The following is a 15,315-nucleotide window of genomic DNA, read 5'->3' on the forward strand; positions in this document are numbered from 1 at the left end:
CGTCAGGCGTCGGCCTTGGCGAGATCGGCGAGAGAGGCTTTCTGCCGGCCCTCGGCATCGAAATTCTCGGGCGCCAGCCAGGCCCGGAAGGCGCGCGCGCGCGCCGGCCATTCGGAATCGAGGATCGAGAACCAGGCGGTATCGCGGTTTTCGCCCTTCACGACCATATGTTGCCGGAACAGGCCCTCGAACTGGAAGCCGAAGCGCAGGGCGGCCCGTTTAGAGGGTTCGTTGAGATTGTTGCACTTCCATTCATAGCGGCGATAGCCGAGCGAAAAGCCGTAGTCGCCGACGAGATAGATCGCCTCCGTTGCCACACGCGTGCGCTGCAGGGCTGGCGAGTAGGTGATCCAGCCGACCTCGAAGACACCATGGGCCGGCCTGATCTCCATGATCCAGAGATGGCCCTTGGCCTTGCCGTCCGCCTTGTCGATCACGGCCAGCGGCACGATGCCGGCGGTAGCCGCCATCGTCTCGAGCAGGGCGCGATAGTCGTCCTTGCTCTTCGGCGGCTTTGCCGGCAACCAGTCCCACATTGCGTCATGGCCTGCGGCAGCGGCCCAGATATCGTCGAGATGCCTGCTGACGTCGAGCGGCTCGAGCCGGCAATAGCGCCCTTCCAGCACCTTCGCCGGCGGGAACGGCGGCGCCTTCCAGTCCGCCGGAAGCATGGACTGCGCGGGCGGTGCGATCATCGGCATCATGGCTTCGTCATCTCCTGCCAGCCGGTGAGATCGGCGGTCACGGTCCACCCGGGCCCCAGCTCGCCGCGGATAGCCTCGACGATGGCTGCCCCCTCCGCCTCCCAGGCCAATTGCTCGACGGCATCGGGAAAGCGCGAGCGCGCCTCGTCATCCTCTTCATAGATCGCGTCGAACGCGTCCATCCAGGCTTCCAGCCGATCCGCAAGCTCGTCGGACAAGCCCGCATCCTCGGCATCGACGGCCTTGCGCCGGCCCTTGGGATCAACCATCCAGAGGCCGCTGCGGCCGAGCCAGGCCGGGGCGATCAGGAGCGTGTTGCTCATGAGCGCTCCGCGAGGTCTTTGGTGAAGAACGGGTTGAGCGGCGCCGAGGGACCGTTGCCGGCAAAGCCCTTGAAGCTGCCTTCCTCCGCGATCAGTCGCGTCGCCTCGATGAAGGCGGCCCAGGCGGCCCGCGCCAGCGCACCGCCGATCGAGATGCGCCGCGCACCGGCTGCCGCGATATCGGCGACGGTAAGCCCGAAATCGCCATAGACCAGCGCGTTGACCGGCTTGCCGCCGGCGGCGTTCACGATGGTGCGGATGTCGGCGACCGTCTTGGGCCCCGGCGCATAGAGAACGTCGGCGCCGGCCGCCGCATAGGCCTCGATGCGCCGCGCCGCTTCTTTCAGCGGCTCGGGATGGCCGGTCAGGAAACATTCGGCTCGCGCCGTCAGGACGACACCGGAGCCGGTCTCGTCGATCGCCTTGCGGGCCGCACGGACGCGCTCGACGGCCAGCTCGAACGGATAGAGCGGGTCTGCCTCCCGCCCCGTCGCGTCCTCGATCGAGAGCCCCGCGACGCCGGTCGCCACGCAGAGCTTCACATTGGCGGCGACCCCGTCGGGCGTATCGGCATAGCCGTTCTCGAAATCGGCGTTGACCGGCAGGTCGGGCACCGCCTTCACCAGCTCGGCGATGTGGGCGAGCATCATGTCGCGCGGCACATCCTGGTCGGCCCTGCCTTGCGTGAAGGCGAAGCCGGCACTGGTCGAGGCCAGCGCCTTGAAGCCCTGCCCGCGCAGCCAGCGTGCCGAGCCGAAATCCCAGGGGTTCGGCATGACGAAGCAGCCGGCCTCATGCAGCTTGCGGAACGATTCGACCTGCGGGGAATAGCTCATTTTAAATCGTTTCAGATCAGCGGGAACCGCGGGCTGGCATAGTGTCGGGCGCCGGACGGTTTGTCAGCCCCATCCCCGCGCATTCGTCGGCGGGGGTCTTTGCGCAGGCGGAATAGCCGCGGCGTCGTCCCGCACGCGCTGCGGCAGAACATGCCGCGGCGCAGAGGCGGGATCGCCTTCGGAAAGAATGGCGTACCGCGCTGGCAGCGAGCTCGCGTAGAGCGCTCCGGCGGCTGCACCGCCGCGCTTGATGCGGCAGTGCAGCCAGGAGTGACATCGCTCAGTGATTGTCGCGCGGCACGCCGAATTTCTTGTTGATTTTCTGATACTTGACCGCAGGTTTGAGGACCATGCCCTCGGAGAGCTCGTCGACGATCTTGCGCTGGATCTCCTGCCAGGGCGTCTGGCTCTTCGGATATTTGTAACCGCCCGCCGCCTTGAACGCAGCCTTGCGCTCGGCCAGCTCGGCATCCGAGATCAGGATGTCGGCGGTGCGCTTGTTGAGGTCGATGCGGACCTTGTCGCCCGTCCTGAGCAGCGCGAGCCCGCCGCCGGTCGCCGCTTCCGGCGAGGCATTGAGGATCGAGGGTGAGCCCGAGGTGCCTGACTGGCGCCCGTCGCCGACGCAGGCGAGCGCGGTGACGCCCTTCTTGATCAGGTAGTCCGGCGGCCGCATGTTCACGACCTCCGCCGCACCGGGATAGCCGATCGGCCCGACGCCGCGGATGAACAGGATGCAATGCTCGTCGATCGCGAGCGCCGGATCGTCGATGCGGTGGTGGTAATCCTCCGGCCCGTCGAAGACGATGGCGCGGCCCTCGAAGGCCATCGGGTCCTTCGGGTTCTCCAGATAGCGCTTGCGGAACTCCGGCGTGATCACGCTGGTCTTCATGATCGCCGAGTCGAACAGGTTGCCGGAGAGGTTGAGGAACCCGGCCTCCTTCTTCATCGGCTCGTCATAGGCCTTGATGACGGCGCGGTCGCCCGAGAAGGCGCCGGCGCAGTTCTCCTCATGGGTCCGGCCGTTCGCGGTGATGGCGGGCTTGAGCTTGCCCTTGGCGAGCAGTTCCGCGATCACGGCAGGCAGGCCGCCGGCGCGATAGTAGTCCTCGCCGAGATATTCGCCGGCCGGCTGCATGTTGACCAGAAGCGGCGTGTCGTAGCCGATCTTCGTCCAGTCCTCGTTGTCGAGCTTGACGCCGATATGCTTGGCGATGGCGTTGACGTGGATCGGCGCATTGGTCGAGCCGCCGATCGCCGAATTGATGACGATGGTGTTCTCGAAGGCCTCACGCGTCAGGATGTCGGAGGGCTTCAGGTCCTCCCAGACCATCTCGACGATGCGCTTGCCGGTGAGATAGGCCATCTCGTAACGGTCGCGATAAGGCGCGGGGATCGCCGCCGCGCCGGGCAGTGTCATGCCCATCGCCTCGGCCAGCGCATTCATCGTCGAGGCCGTGCCCATCGTGTTGCAATGGCCCGCGGACGGCGCCGAGGAAGCGACCAGATCGACGAAGCCCTTGTAGTCGATCTCGCCGGCCGCCATCATCTGGCGCGCCTTCCAGACGATGGTGCCCGAGCCGGTGCGCTCGCCGCGGAAGGAGCCGTTCAGCATCGGCCCTCCGGGCAGCGCGATCGCCGGGATGTCGACCGTCGCGGCTGCCATGATCTGCGCCGGCGTTGTCTTGTCGCAGCCGGTGGTCAGCACCACGGCATCGATCGGATAGCCGTAGAGGATCTCGACGAGGCTGAGATATTGCAGGTTGCGGTCGAGGCTCGCGGTCGGCCGCTTGCAGGTTTCCTGGATCGGATGGATCGGGAATTCGAAGGGCACGCCGCCCATCTCGCGGATGCCGTCGCGGATGCGCGGCGCGAGCTCGAGATGATGCCGGTTGCAGGGCGCGATGTCGGAGCCGGTCTGGGCGATGCCGATGATCGGCCGGCCCGACTGCAATTCCTCGCGCGACAGGCCGAAATTCATGGTGCGCTCGATGTAGAGCGCGGTCATGTCGGCATTGGCCGGGTTGTCGAACCAGGCTTTCGAGCGAAGCTGCTCGGGCTTGATGCGGCGCCGGCCCTTCCGCTTGGGGATCGCCACGGGGCGGTCCTGCCGCGGCACATTGCTCTCCGGGGTCTTCGCCATCGGACGCTCCTCTCCCGCGCTGCCGTCAAAACCCTGCGGCAGCGCTCTTTTCTTTAGAACGATATGACGATTATCCGGCTCGTTCCGGCCGCCCGCAAGGGGCCTTGTCACGATAAATCATACTATTTTTCATGCGCGCCCTGCATGGTCCGGAGGTCGGGCGGGCTTGCATCCCGGCTCGCTTTCCGGCGAAGACTGTGGCCAAGGCCGCATGCAGGCCGTTGGAAACGCTCACGTCGAGGCCATCATGCCCCTTCATGTCGCCCCCGCCTTCGCCCGCATCGGCGAGGAAAACGCCTTCGCCGTGCTGGCGCGCGCCACCGAACTGCAGCGGCAGGGCAAGGACATCATCAATCTCGGCATCGGCCAGCCGGATTTCTCGACGCCGGAGCATATCGTCGAGGCGGCGGTGAAGGCCCTGCGCGACGGCCACCACGGCTACACGCCGGCCAACGGCATCCTGCCGCTGCGCGAGGCCGTGGCCGCCGATCTGCACAAGCGCTTCGCCGTCGAGGTCTCGCCCGAGAGCGTGATGATCGTGCCCGGCGGCAAGGTCACCATGTTCATGGCGATCCTGATGTTCGGCGAGCCCGGCGCCGAGATCCTGTATCCGGACCCCGGCTTTCCGATTTACCGCTCGATGATCGAATACACCGGCGCGACGCCGGTCCCGGTGCCGATCCGCGAGGAGAACGGCTTCGCCTTCTCGGCCGAGGAGACCCTCGCCCTGATCACGCCGAGGACGCGGCTGCTGATCATCAACTCGCCCGCCAACCCCACAGGCGGCGTGACGCCGAAGGCGGAGATCGACAAGCTCGTCGCAGGGCTGGCCAACTTCCCCGATGTGGCGGTGATGTCGGACGAGATCTACGACCAGATGGTCTATGACGGCGAGAAGCATGTCTGCCTGCTGAGCTATCCCGAGATCCGCGACCGGCTGATCCTGCTCAACGGCTGGTCGAAGACCTATGCGATGACCGGCTGGCGCATGGGCTGGTCGGTCTGGCCCAAGCCGCTCTACGACAACGCCCGCAAGCTCGCGGTAAACTCGCATTCCTGCGTCAACGCCCCCGCGCAATGGGCCGGGCTCGCGGCGCTCACCGGCCCGCAGGATGCCGTCCACGCCATGGTCGCCGAGTTCGACCGGCGCCGGAGGGCGGTGGTGAAGGGGCTGAACGGCCTGCCGGGCGTCTCCTGCATCACGCCGAAGGGCGCCTTCTACGCCTTTCCGAACGTCTCCAAGACCGGCTGGAAGGCGAAGAAGCTCGCCTCGGCGCTGCTTGAGGATGCCGGCGTCGCCACCATCGGCGGCCCCGATTTCGGCATTCATGGCGAGGGCTATATCCGGCTCTCCTACGCCAACTCGCTGCAGAACATCGAGACGGCGCTGGAGCGGATGAAGGGCTTTCTGGAACAGGCCAAGGCCGCGTGAAGGACGCGCCCGGCTATCTCTGGCTGGCTGGTGCGATCATCAGCGAGGTCATCGGCACCTCCGCGCTGAAGGCTTCGCAGGAGTTCACGCGGCTCGTGCCGTCGCTGGTCACGGTCGTCGCGTTCCTCTGTGCCTTCTACTGTCTCTCGATCACGCTCAGGACCATTCCCGTCGGCATCGCCTATGCGATCTGGTCCGGCATCGGCATCGTGCTGATCAGCCTGATCGCGCTGGTGCTCTTCGGCCAGAAGCTCGACGCACCGGCCATGACCGGCATGGCGCTGATCATCGCCGGCGTCGTGGTCATCAACCTGTTCTCGAAATCAGCGGCCCATTGAGGCGCCGGCCGCGGCAGGCCGCGCTAGTTGCGCGCGGCGCTCGCCGTCACGCCCGGATCGACCTTGAAGCTTGACGCCTCGATCACCGCCGTGCCGATCATCGTCTTCACCGAGATGCGCACCGGCACCATCACGTCGGTCCCCGCCACCGGAGCGAGCCAGGTGGTGATGTCGCGATTCTCGGCCATGAACTTCGTGCTGGGCCTGAGGGCCCTGTGCCCGGCAATCGGGACATAGCGCGCCTGGCAGACGGAAACCGGGCCGCTATAGCCTTCCAGCTTGACGTGGCGCGTACCGGCACTCGTCAGCTTGATGTCGTAGCGGGCGGCACCATCGAAGATCGGCAGGGTGCGATTGCAGGCGCCGTCGCGGCCCTTGCCGTTGACGGGCATGATGAAGGCGCTGAGCGGATCGACGATGTTGCGCTTGTCACGCTCGCTCAGCGGCACGCGGTCCGGCTTCTCGTCGATCGGCGGCTCGATATCGATGCCGGCCACGCTGTTCTCGGCGAGCGCCATACGCACCGTGCGGCTCTCGCTGGAATTGGCGGAGCTGACGGCGAAGGTCTTCGGCGAAAGCCGCCCGCCGACCAGCGCGCCGGTCGCCGCACCGGAGCCACGCCCGCCGGTGACCCCGCCGACGACCCCGGTGAGCTTGGCGACGAGGTCGAGCTTATAGGCGGCGCCGTCGATATTGCCGCTCAAGCCCGCCTTGCCGAAGGTGATTCCGAGCAGCGAGACGTCGTACCTGGCATCGAGCGATGCCGCCGACGCCTGGGCGGCGAAAGAGGTCGCGAAGATCACACCTGCCAGGGACGATGCGACGGCGGGCTTCATCCAGTTCCTCCGGAGCGGCCGGTCATGCCGCGACATGCACTGCGAATCCGCCCGAATCGTGACGCCTGGCGGTGCTTTCGGTCGGCTTTCCATATCAGCATCCGGCCCGGCGCTTTACGATCCGTTAACGCTGGCGGACGGCTGCCGCCGGGGCCGGAGTTTTTCTTGACGCAGGCTCCGGCCTTGGCTATGGAACCGCGACTTCAATTTGACTTCCGGTGCTCGATGGCCGGCACGTCGCGTGTCGGCATTTTTATTTGAGCCCCCCGGGGATGCAAGGAACGATAACCATGGCCCGCCGTTGCGAACTGACCGGGAAAGCCACCCAGACCGGCCACCTCGTCAGCCACTCGAACCGCAAGACGAAGACCGTCTTCCGTCCGAACCTCGTGAACGTCACGCTGCAGTCCGACGCGCTTGGCCGCTCGGTGCGCCTGCGCGTCTCGGCCAACGCCCTGCGTTCGGTCGAGCATCGCGGCGGCCTCGACGCCTTCCTGCTCAAGGCCGCGGCCGGCGACCTCTCGACCGGCGCGCTTTCGCTGAAGCGCGACCTCGAGAAGAAGCTCGCCGCGAACTGAGCGAGCGACCTTTTCGGGTTTGAAGGAAGCGGCCGCAAGGCCGCTTTTTTCGTGCTTGGCTCGTCGTCGCGCTTGCCCGCATCGCGAACATTCACGCCGTGAATCGGCCTTTCCGGACCAAGATGCGGAGGGCCGGGACGAGCCCGGCCATCTCGGCAACGACGTCGTCCCTCAGGCCAGCTCGAATTCCAGCAGCAGCGTCCGCTGCAGGAACGAGAAATTGTCGTCCGAGATCAGGGTGAGAATCGTCCGCCCATCCTCGATATGGACCGACAGCCCCTCCATGTTGTCGATCTCGAACCCGAGATCCGCCTCGATCAGATACGTCCCGTCGAGCAGTGCTCCGGCCTTGAGATCGCGCCCGGCGATTCGCCTGATCCGCATGCCGACGCCCCGTAGCGGCTGATACCAGCGCTCGAGCAGCAGCATGTCGCCGGAAGGCAGGAAGGCGAGGTCGGTGATGTCGTAGCCGTCGTGCCGCGCCACCTTGAACAATCCGGGCTTCGGGCCGCCGAGGATGACGCCGAGCGTCGGCTCGTCCTGCTTGCCCGAACGCTCGGCGACGGCGACGAGCGCGCCCTTGAGCGGTCCACCCGGCACGACGCCGAGGGCCTCCAGCCCGCGGTTGCGCGGCAGCCGCTTGATCTCCGCCGGTACAGGCACCGAGCGTGCCCGCGCCTCCATTCCCTGCGCGCCCCAGTCGAACCGCACGATCGCGTGCCGGCGCTCGATCCCGACATAGGCAACACCGTTGGCGATGCAGAGGCTTTCTGCATCGTACAGCCCGGAGCGGGTCAGGGGGCGCCCCGAAGTACCGAGGATCGCCGCCATCTCGGCGTCTGCGAGCGCGATTGGCCGGCCACCTTCCGCCGCGGCCTTCGCGGTCAGCCAGTAGCCGCGATCGCTGACCGAGACGAGCTCCCGCCCGTCGACGGAACGCCACAGCCCCGAGAAGCCGCCGAAACGCGGATGCCCGCAGGAGAGCGCCAGCCCGCCCCGGAAAGTCAGGGGGCCGAAGCGCCGCTTCTCGGGGTTGCGCGGCTCGAAGGCCGCGATGCGCCGGGCGCCGATCGCGACGGGAAAGCGATGCTGCTCGATCGCCAGCGCCGCGCGCGGCAGTGCGAGCGAACCCAGCCCCGCGAGCAGGCCGCGACGGCTGAGGCGCATCAGTGCAGACGGCGCGAACCGGACGACGACCCCGAAGCCGGGCCGTCCTCCTCGAACAGCTCGGCGAGCTTCTCCGTCATCACGCCGCCGAGCTCCTCGGCATCGACGATGGTGACGGCGCGGCGATAGTAGCGCGTGACGTCGTGGCCGATGCCGATGGCGATCAGCTCCACCGGCGAGCGCGTCTCGATCTCGGCGATGACGTGGCGCAGATGCCGCTCGAGATAATTGCCGGCATTGACCGAGAGGGTGGAATCGTCGACCGGCGCACCGTCCGAGATCACCATCAGGATCTTGCGCTGCTCCGGCCGTCCGAGCAGGCGCTTATGCGCCCAGTCCAGCGCCTCGCCGTCGATATTCTCCTTGAGCAGCCCTTCTCGCATCATCAGCCCAAGATTCTTGCGGGCGCGGCGCCAGGGGGCGTCCGCCGCCTTGTAGATGATGTGCCTGAGGTCGTTGAGGCGGCCCGGATTCGCCTGCTTGCCCGACTGCAGCCAGGCCTCGCGCGACAGACCGCCCTTCCAGGCGCGGGTCGTGAAGCCGAGCAGTTCGACCTTGACGCCGCAGCGCTCCAGCGTCCGGGCCAGGATGTCGGCGCAGGTCGCCGCGACCGTGATCGGCCGCCCGCGCATCGAGCCGGAATTGTCGATCAGCAGCGTGACCACGGTGTCGCGGAAGTTGACGTCCGATTCCTGCCGGAACGAGAGCGGCTGGAACGGATCGAGGATGATGCGCGGCAGGCGGGCCGGATCGAGCGCGCCCTCCTCCAGGTCGAACTGCCAGGAGCGGTTCTGCTGCGCCATCAGGCGCCGCTGCAGCCGGTTCGCAAGCCGCGCAACGACGCCCTGGAGATGCGCGAGCTGCTTGTCGAGATAGGCGCGCAGGCGGGTCAGCTCCTCGGCGTCGCAGAGCTCCTCGGCGGTGACCGTCTCGTCGAACTTCGTCGTGTAGGCCTTGTAGTCGGTCGCCAGGCGGCCGTCGTTCTTGCCCTCGCGCGGGCGCGGGGCCTCGCCGGCCTCCTCGGATTCGGAGTTCTCGTCCTCCTCCTCCCAGTCGCCGGCCGGGGCATCCGTCGACTCGGAGGCGCCCTCCTGCAGTTCCTCGGTCGCGTCCTCGCTGACCTCGACCTCGGAGCGCTCGGAGCCGCTCTCCTGGTCGGATTCGCCTTCCTGCTGCTGCTGATCCTCGGAGGACTGGTCCTGATTGTCCTCGTCCTCGTCGGCGTCGTCGCCTTGCGCCGTCTGGTCGGCCATGTCGAGCGCCGCCAGCATGTCGCGCACCGTGCGCGCGAAGCCGCGCTGGTCCTCGATCGTCTTCGACAGCCGGTCGAGATCGTCGCCCGCCTTGGCCTCGATCTGCTCGCGCCAGAGATCCACGATCTTCTCGGCCGCCTTGGGCGGTTTCAGCCCGGTCAGCCGCTCGCGCACCATCAGCGCCAGCGCGTCCTCGAGCGGCGCGTCGGCGCGATCGGTGATCTCCTCATAGCGGCCGCCGCGATGGTAGCGGTCCTCCAGCATCGCGGTGATGTTGCCGGCCGTGCCGGACATGCGTCGCGCCCCGATCGACTCGACCCGAGCCTGCTCGATGGCGTCGAAGACGGCGCGGGCGGCATCGCCCTCCGGCGCCGCACGGCGATGGATCGCCGCGTCATGGCAGGCGAGGCGCAGCGCCATCGAATCGGCATGGCCGCGCAGGATCGCGACATCGCCGGCGGTGAGCTTGCGCGGCGGCTCGGGCAGCCGCGCCCGCTCGCCGACCAGCGAGGGCTTGTCGGCGGCGAAGACGATTTCCATCTCCGGCTTGCGTGCGATCGCCTTCATCGCGCCCGAAATCGCCCGCTTCAGCGGCTCGGCCGGGGCTTCCTTCGGCGTTCCGGGCTTGCGGTTCGAGATGCTCATAGCGCCTTCGTGAAGTGATGCAGCGTTTGACCGGCCACCGGATAATCCTCCATGCGGCCGCATTCGCGATAGCCGAGCTTGGGGTAGAAGCCCGGCGCCTGGATGCTCATCGTCGAAAGATAGACGCCGCGCGCGCCATAATCCTTCGCCTCCTGCTCCGCCTGGGCCAGCATCGCCGCCCCCATGCCGGTGCCGCGCTGGTTCCCGTCGATCCAGAACAGGTCGACATGAAGCCATTCCCACTTCAGTTCGCCAACCAGCCCGCCGAGAATCGCACCCTTGGCGTCGCGCAGGCTGATCGTCAGCGGCTTGCCGTTGCGCGGGCCGACCCGGTCCTGGTTATGGGCGCTGAGGCCCCGCAGCACCGCGGCGCGCGTCTCCTCCTGCTCGGGTTCGACCGTGATCGCGACCATCGCTCCCCCTAGCGCGAGCGCCCGTCGAACATCGTCGGCGAAAGCTCGGTCGGCTCGACCCCGGCGAGGCAGCGTACATTAACCGCGACCATCGGCGTGCCGTCGGGCCCGTTCGCCTTCGCGAAGGACTCGATGCCGCAGGTCTCGCAGAACAGGTGCTGGATCTTCTGCGTATGGAAGCGGTATTCGGTCAGCGCGTCCTCGCCCTTGGTCAGGGCGAAGGCGCTGGCCGGCGCGAAAGTCAGGATCGAGCCACGGCGCTGGCAATAGGAGCAGTTGCAGGTGAGCGTCCGCCCGAGATCGGTCTCGACCTCGTAGGCGACCCGCCCGCAGTGGCAGCTGCCCTGATACTGCGCCATGGCTTGCGTCCTCTCGTTAGCTGAGCACCACGTTCGCGGCGCTTTCCGGCAGTTCCTTGCCGAAGGAGCGCTGGAAGAACTCGGCCACCAGCGTGCGCTCCATCTCGTCGCACTTGTTCAGGAAGGTGACGCGGAAGGCGAAGCCGATATCGCCGAAGATCGCCGCGTTCTCCGCCCAGGTGATGACCGTGCGCGGGCTCATCACGGTCGAGAGATCGCCGTTCATGAAGGCGTTGCGGGTGAGATCGGCGACGCGGACCATCTTGTTGACGATGTCCTTGCCCTCGGCGGTCTTCTGGTAGTGCTTCGACTTGGCGAGAACGATCGCGACTTCGTTGTCGTGAGGCAGATAGTTCAGCGTGGTGACGATCGACCAGCGGTCCATCTGGCCCTGGTTGATCTGCTGGGTGCCGTGATAGAGGCCCGACGTATCGCCGAGGCCGACCGTGTTCGCCGTAGCGAACAGCCGGAAGGCGGGGTGCGGGCGGATGACGCGCTTCTGGTCGAGCAGCGTGAGCTTGCCGGACTGCTCCAGCACGCGCTGGATCACGAACATCACGTCCGGGCGGCCGGCATCGTATTCGTCGAAGACCAGCGCGATGTTGTTCTGCAGCGCCCAGGGCAGGATGCCGTCCTGGAACTCGGTGACCTGCTTGCCCTCCTTCAGCACGATCGCGTCCTTGCCGACGAGGTCGAGGCGCGAGACGTGGCTGTCGAGGTTGACGCGGACGCAGGGCCAGTTGAGGCGGGCCGCGACCTGCTCGATATGGGTCGACTTGCCGGTGCCGTGATAGCCCGAGATCATCACGCGCCGGTTATGCGCGAAGCCGGCGAGGATCGCGATGGTGGTATCGCGGTCGAAGCGGTAATCCGGGTCGAGATCCGGCACATGCGGATCGGCTGCGGAGAAGGCCGGCACCTCGAGATCCGTGTCGATCCCGAAAGTCTGGCGCACCGACAGCTTCATGTCGGGCAGGCCGGGCGCAGTCGTCGTCGTCATCTTCTTGTCTCCGGGCGCAGGGCCGTGGCCGGCAATTGCCGGTTGCCCAGTGCCGACCGAGGAGGGAGGCGGATGCTTCCTCATTAGAGCGAAAGACCGGAAGCGGCAATTCGCAAAGCTGCACCCCGGCCCTCGCAAAGGGCATGCCGGCTCACGGTCCCGAAGGAATCAACGCCGCTCGTCGAGCAGCCGTTTCACCACTGCGACAGCGCGTCCAGCATCGTCGGGACGCGGTCCACCAGCCGGCACCGCCCCTCCGATTCGTGTTTCGATCGCGCGAACCAGCGCTTCCGCCGTCAGCGGTCGCAACCCCGAGAGACGCAGGCACAGCGCCAGCCCGGCCTGCTCCAGCGCCTCGGCCCGGACCGCCTGCTCCGTCTCCGCCCCTTCATCGAAGGGCACGACGATGGCCGGCCGCCGTGCCGCGACGAGGTCGAGCACGGTGTTGTAGCCGGCCTGGCTGATCGAGAGCGCGCAGCCGGCGAGCAACACCGGGAAATCGGGGCGCGCCCGCTCGACGACGACGCGGTCCGATGCCGCGCCAGCAAGGCACAGGAAGGCTTCCTCGGACACGCCGCGCCCGACGAGGACGCGCCAGCGCCAGCGCGCCGGCCCGAGCCGTGCAGCCCGCAGGGCAAGCGCGAACAGCGGCAGGGCGGCGGCGGAGCCGCCACCGGAAACGAGGATCTCGCCATGATCCGGCGCGGCCGTGAGCGCTGGCACATCGGCGAGATAGCCGGTGTAGCGCAGCTTGCCGGCGAGCGCGGCATCGACCGGCCAGGATCGTTCGAGCGGCAGGAAGCTCTCCTCGCCATGCACCAGCACCGCGTCGAACAGGCGTGCGAGGCGCTCCTGCGCTTCCACGATCCGCGCCGGCTTGGGCGTCACCAGCACGTCCCGCACCGACGACAGGACAAGGGCCCGCGGGTTGGCCGCCTTCGCGGCGGCGATCACCGCCAGGAATTCTTCGGCCAATTGCCGGCGGCCGAAGGGGAAATGCTCGGTGACGACGACATCCGGCCGCAGCCGCGTCGCCAGTTCCTGCAATGCCGCCGTGCGGGCTGCCATCCGCCCTGGCTCGACCGCCCTGCCTGCCTCGTCGACCAAAGTCCGGAAATCGACGCCTTCGGTCCTGACCGCTGGCAATTGCGCGAAGGCGAAAGGCTCCCCCTCCATCGGTCGCAGCTTCATGCCGCCACTGGCGAGCGTCACCGCGAGGCCACCTCGCGCCAATGCCCGCGCCAGATGCGCCGCCCGTACCAGATGCCCGCTGCCGAGCAGATGCGTGACGACGATCAGCGCGGTGCCGCTCATGCGCCCTCGCCTGCAGAAGCGCGCAACTTGGCAGCGATCCTGTCGAGCCCCGCCGAGGCCGAGAACGCATCCGTCAGCCGCAGGAAGGCGGCATCGGCCAGCGCCGTGCGTTGTTCCGGAGCACCCGCCAGTTCGGCCAGCGCGGCGGCGAGCGCCTCGACATCGCCCGGCGACACGAGCAGGCCCTCCACACCGTGTCGCACGAACTCGGGAATGCCGGCGAAATCGGTCGAGACGATCGCCAGCTTCTGGCTCGCGGCCTCCATCACAACGTTCGGCAGCCCGTCGCGGTCGCCGTCGCCCGCCTGTTTCGACGGCAGCACGAAGATGTCGGCTGCCTGCAAGGCGGCGATGACCTCATGCTGCGCCTTCGGCCCGGCCCAGGTGACCCGCTCGGCCAAGCCCAAGGCCGTTGCCTGGTCCTTCAGGGCCGGCAGCATCTCGCCGCCGCCGATATGGGTCAGGCGCCAGTTCAGCACGCAGGGCAGCCGCGCCAGAGCTCCAAGCAGATCGTCGAAGCCCTTCTTGGCGACCGCCCGGCCGACCGTGACGAAGCGAACCGGCTCGGCGGGATCGGAACCGTCGCGCGCCGGCCGCGCCGCAGGCAGCGGAAACCGCGCGAGGTCGAGACCATGATAGAGGAGCGCGACCTTGTCCTCCCCCGCGGTCAGGCTCGCCAGCGCGCGGTGCCCGTCCTGCGTGCAGGTGACGCCCCAGGCGGCAGCAGCGATCTTCTCGCGCTTCTCCCAATCCGGCGTCGTCCAGATATCCTTGGCATGGGCCGAGAAAGACCAGCTCAAGCCTCGCAGCAGCGCGGCATAGCGGATCACCGAGGCCGGCGTGTGGAGGTAGTGCACATGCAGGTGCCGGATGCCGGCCGGCAATTCCCGCGCCATCACGCAGGCCTGGCCGAAACGGCGCCAGCGGTTGCGCGTCCGGTCGCGCGCGAGATCGCGCAGGAACGCCGGCAGCAATCGCCAGAGACCCGGCCGCCCTAGCGCGCCGAGCAGGCCACGCGCCACGCGGCCCGGCTCGTCGTGGAGATACTCCGGGAGATAGCGCACCGGCGCCGTGATCTGTCGGTGCATCAGGTGCCGGTCCGCATCGGTCGGGTGTCGCAGCGACCAGATCTCGAAGGCGAGCTGACGCTGCTGCAGGCCGAGCAGCTCCTGAGCGATGAAGGTCTCCGACAGGCGCGGATAGCCCTTCATCGCAATGGCGATGCGTGGCGTGGCGGCAGATGTCATCGCCGGCCGATCAGCATGAAACGGGTGTAGTTCTTCGTCGGTCGCGCGCCGGCGAACCAGATCTCGGCCAATCCCGCCTGCGCGCGGAAGGCGTCGAGGGATGGCACGCAACTGCGATGATCGGGTTCGCGGTAATAGTCGTTCGACTGCAGCAGCAGCGGCAGCCCCGCCGGCAGGCTCGCAAGCCAGCCCGGCACGTCGTCGAGATGCTCGCAACTCGTGTTGATGATCAGCCCGGGCGCCGGGGACAAGGCGGCGAAGTCAAGTTCGGTCATGTCGGCAGTCATGGCTCGGAAACGCCCGCTCGCGACATGGCGGTGGTTCAGCGTCTCCGCCACGGGCGCACAGGTCGGATCGACATCGAGGCTGACGAGACTCTCGATCTGCAGTCGTTCGTCTCCGAGCAGCAGCGCCCCGAGCACGCCGTACCAGGCTCCCAGCACCCAGACCGGTCCCTGCGGCCTCGGCAGGGTCTCGGCCAGTGCCTCGACCAGCCATTTCTTGGAGGCGATCTGCTTGTGATTGCACGCGATCGAAAGGTCCGGCGGCGCGCCCCTGCCATAGAGCCGGGCGACATCCGCGACAATCGGGTTGCCGGAAAGCGCCGCCATGCCGCGCAGCAGGTCGTGAAAGGCCTCGACGGGCGGTTCTGGCGTCATGGTTCGTTCGGGAGGCAATGGCTCGATGGGGAGCGCGGACCATAGGGATGCTGCCGCGCAAAGGCCAG

The 15,315-nt window shown here is 67.6% G+C and carries 16 protein-coding genes; 3 read left to right on the plus strand and 13 right to left on the minus strand.

Annotated features, from left to right (window positions below):
- Window positions 1-2: 2 nt before the first annotated feature.
- The 4 genes from BGO20_RS19610 to BGO20_RS19625 all read right to left on the minus strand — a co-directional run bounded on the left by BGO20_RS19610 (window position 3) and on the right by BGO20_RS19625 (window position 4,006).
- The gene (locus BGO20_RS19610) at window positions 3-704 is read right to left on the minus strand and encodes a GNAT family N-acetyltransferase (RefSeq protein ID WP_291659152.1); all 702 of its coding nucleotides are present in this window, start codon (window positions 702-704) and stop codon (window positions 3-5) included.
- Window positions 701-1,027: a hypothetical protein gene (locus BGO20_RS19615; RefSeq protein WP_291659153.1), complete on the minus strand. Its 327-nt coding sequence runs from the start codon at window positions 1,025-1,027 to the stop codon at window positions 701-703. Before BGO20_RS19615 ends, BGO20_RS19610 begins: the two co-directional genes overlap by 4 nt.
- Window positions 1,024-1,863, minus strand: coding sequence for an isocitrate lyase/PEP mutase family protein (locus BGO20_RS19620; RefSeq protein ID WP_291659154.1), 840 nt, complete (start codon window positions 1,861-1,863; stop codon window positions 1,024-1,026). The genes BGO20_RS19615 and BGO20_RS19620 overlap by 4 nt, the downstream gene beginning before the upstream one ends.
- A gap of 280 nt (window positions 1,864-2,143) precedes the next feature.
- Complete coding sequence (locus BGO20_RS19625; RefSeq protein WP_291659155.1) at window positions 2,144-4,006, minus strand: IlvD/Edd family dehydratase; 1,863 nt, start codon at window positions 4,004-4,006, stop codon at window positions 2,144-2,146.
- A gap of 247 nt (window positions 4,007-4,253) precedes the next feature.
- Here BGO20_RS19625 and BGO20_RS19630 point away from each other — a divergent pair, with 247 nt between their 5' ends.
- Together BGO20_RS19630 and BGO20_RS19635 are read left to right on the plus strand one after the other, a co-directional pair.
- The gene (locus BGO20_RS19630; protein ID WP_291659156.1) at window positions 4,254-5,438 is read left to right on the plus strand and encodes a pyridoxal phosphate-dependent aminotransferase; all 1,185 of its coding nucleotides are present in this window, start codon (window positions 4,254-4,256) and stop codon (window positions 5,436-5,438) included.
- Window positions 5,435-5,776: a DMT family transporter gene (locus BGO20_RS19635; protein WP_291659157.1), complete on the plus strand. Its 342-nt coding sequence runs from the start codon at window positions 5,435-5,437 to the stop codon at window positions 5,774-5,776. The genes BGO20_RS19630 and BGO20_RS19635 overlap by 4 nt, the downstream gene beginning before the upstream one ends.
- Before the next feature lie 23 nt (window positions 5,777-5,799).
- On the opposite strand, the gene BGO20_RS19640 is transcribed toward BGO20_RS19635, so the two are convergent.
- On the minus strand, window positions 5,800-6,612 hold the full coding sequence (locus tag BGO20_RS19640; RefSeq protein ID WP_291659158.1) for a DUF3108 domain-containing protein: 813 nt from the start codon (window positions 6,610-6,612) through the stop codon (window positions 5,800-5,802).
- A 290-nt stretch (window positions 6,613-6,902) separates the two neighbouring features.
- Here BGO20_RS19640 and rpmB point away from each other — a divergent pair, with 290 nt between their 5' ends.
- Window positions 6,903-7,190 carry a 50S ribosomal protein L28 gene (rpmB, locus tag BGO20_RS19645; protein ID WP_291659159.1) on the plus strand — a complete coding sequence of 96 codons (288 nt, stop codon included), beginning with the start codon at window positions 6,903-6,905 and terminating at the stop codon, window positions 7,188-7,190.
- Window positions 7,191-7,361: 171 nt separating this feature from the next.
- Here the strand turns inward: rpmB and BGO20_RS19650 are convergent, their stop codons facing one another.
- From BGO20_RS19650 to BGO20_RS19685, 8 genes are all read right to left on the minus strand, one after another.
- Window positions 7,362-8,357: an esterase-like activity of phytase family protein gene (locus tag BGO20_RS19650; protein WP_291659160.1), complete on the minus strand. Its 996-nt coding sequence runs from the start codon at window positions 8,355-8,357 to the stop codon at window positions 7,362-7,364.
- A complete protein-coding gene (cobT, locus tag BGO20_RS19655; protein ID WP_291659161.1) occupies window positions 8,357-10,255 on the minus strand; it encodes a cobaltochelatase subunit CobT in 1,899 nt (632 codons plus the stop codon). Before cobT ends, BGO20_RS19650 begins: the two co-directional genes overlap by 1 nt.
- Window positions 10,252-10,668 carry a GNAT family N-acetyltransferase gene (locus tag BGO20_RS19660; RefSeq protein WP_291659162.1) on the minus strand — a complete coding sequence of 139 codons (417 nt, stop codon included), beginning with the start codon at window positions 10,666-10,668 and terminating at the stop codon, window positions 10,252-10,254. The genes cobT and BGO20_RS19660 overlap by 4 nt, the downstream gene beginning before the upstream one ends.
- 8 nt (window positions 10,669-10,676) lie before the next feature.
- Window positions 10,677-11,027, minus strand: a complete 351-nt coding sequence (locus BGO20_RS19665) for a GFA family protein (RefSeq protein WP_291659163.1) — start codon at window positions 11,025-11,027, stop codon at window positions 10,677-10,679.
- Window positions 11,028-11,043: 16 nt separating this feature from the next.
- Window positions 11,044-12,027: a cobaltochelatase subunit CobS gene (gene cobS, locus BGO20_RS19670; RefSeq protein ID WP_291659164.1), complete on the minus strand. Its 984-nt coding sequence runs from the start codon at window positions 12,025-12,027 to the stop codon at window positions 11,044-11,046.
- A 168-nt stretch (window positions 12,028-12,195) separates the two neighbouring features.
- On the minus strand, window positions 12,196-13,341 hold the full coding sequence (locus tag BGO20_RS19675) for a glycosyltransferase family protein (protein ID WP_291659165.1): 1,146 nt from the start codon (window positions 13,339-13,341) through the stop codon (window positions 12,196-12,198).
- The gene (locus BGO20_RS19680) at window positions 13,338-14,588 is read right to left on the minus strand and encodes a glycosyltransferase (protein ID WP_291659166.1); all 1,251 of its coding nucleotides are present in this window, start codon (window positions 14,586-14,588) and stop codon (window positions 13,338-13,340) included. The genes BGO20_RS19675 and BGO20_RS19680 overlap by 4 nt, the downstream gene beginning before the upstream one ends.
- A complete protein-coding gene (locus BGO20_RS19685) occupies window positions 14,585-15,247 on the minus strand; it encodes a class I SAM-dependent methyltransferase (protein ID WP_291659167.1) in 663 nt (220 codons plus the stop codon). Before BGO20_RS19685 ends, BGO20_RS19680 begins: the two co-directional genes overlap by 4 nt.
- Window positions 15,248-15,315 lie beyond the last annotated feature (68 nt).

It is taken from the genome of Allobosea sp. 67-29, assembly GCF_001898115.1.
Classification (GTDB): Bacteria; Pseudomonadota; Alphaproteobacteria; order Rhizobiales; family Beijerinckiaceae; genus Allobosea.

Coding starts and splice junctions, on each gene's coding strand:
- BGO20_RS19610 (WP_291659152.1), bottom strand. CDS start 704: ATGATGCCGATGATCGCACCGCCCGCGCAGTCCATGCTTCCGGCGGAC.
- BGO20_RS19615 (WP_291659153.1), bottom strand. CDS start 1,027: ATGAGCAACACGCTCCTGATCGCCCCGGCCTGGCTCGGCCGCAGCGGC.
- BGO20_RS19620 (WP_291659154.1), bottom strand. CDS start 1,863: ATGAGCTATTCCCCGCAGGTCGAATCGTTCCGCAAGCTGCATGAGGCC.
- BGO20_RS19625 (WP_291659155.1), bottom strand. CDS start 4,006: ATGGCGAAGACCCCGGAGAGCAATGTGCCGCGGCAGGACCGCCCCGTG.
- BGO20_RS19630 (WP_291659156.1), top strand. CDS start 4,254: ATGCCCCTTCATGTCGCCCCCGCCTTCGCCCGCATCGGCGAGGAAAAC.
- BGO20_RS19640 (WP_291659158.1), bottom strand. CDS start 6,612: ATGAAGCCCGCCGTCGCATCGTCCCTGGCAGGTGTGATCTTCGCGACC.
- rpmB (WP_291659159.1), top strand. CDS start 6,903: ATGGCCCGCCGTTGCGAACTGACCGGGAAAGCCACCCAGACCGGCCAC.
- BGO20_RS19650 (WP_291659160.1), bottom strand. CDS start 8,357: ATGCGCCTCAGCCGTCGCGGCCTGCTCGCGGGGCTGGGTTCGCTCGCA.
- cobT (WP_291659161.1), bottom strand. CDS start 10,255: ATGAGCATCTCGAACCGCAAGCCCGGAACGCCGAAGGAAGCCCCGGCC.
- BGO20_RS19660 (WP_291659162.1), bottom strand. CDS start 10,668: ATGGTCGCGATCACGGTCGAACCCGAGCAGGAGGAGACGCGCGCCGCG.
- BGO20_RS19665 (WP_291659163.1), bottom strand. CDS start 11,027: ATGGCGCAGTATCAGGGCAGCTGCCACTGCGGGCGGGTCGCCTACGAG.
- cobS (WP_291659164.1), bottom strand. CDS start 12,027: ATGACGACGACGACTGCGCCCGGCCTGCCCGACATGAAGCTGTCGGTG.
- BGO20_RS19675 (WP_291659165.1), bottom strand. CDS start 13,341: ATGAGCGGCACCGCGCTGATCGTCGTCACGCATCTGCTCGGCAGCGGG.
- BGO20_RS19680 (WP_291659166.1), bottom strand. CDS start 14,588: ATGACATCTGCCGCCACGCCACGCATCGCCATTGCGATGAAGGGCTAT.
- BGO20_RS19685 (WP_291659167.1), bottom strand. CDS start 15,247: ATGACGCCAGAACCGCCCGTCGAGGCCTTTCACGACCTGCTGCGCGGC.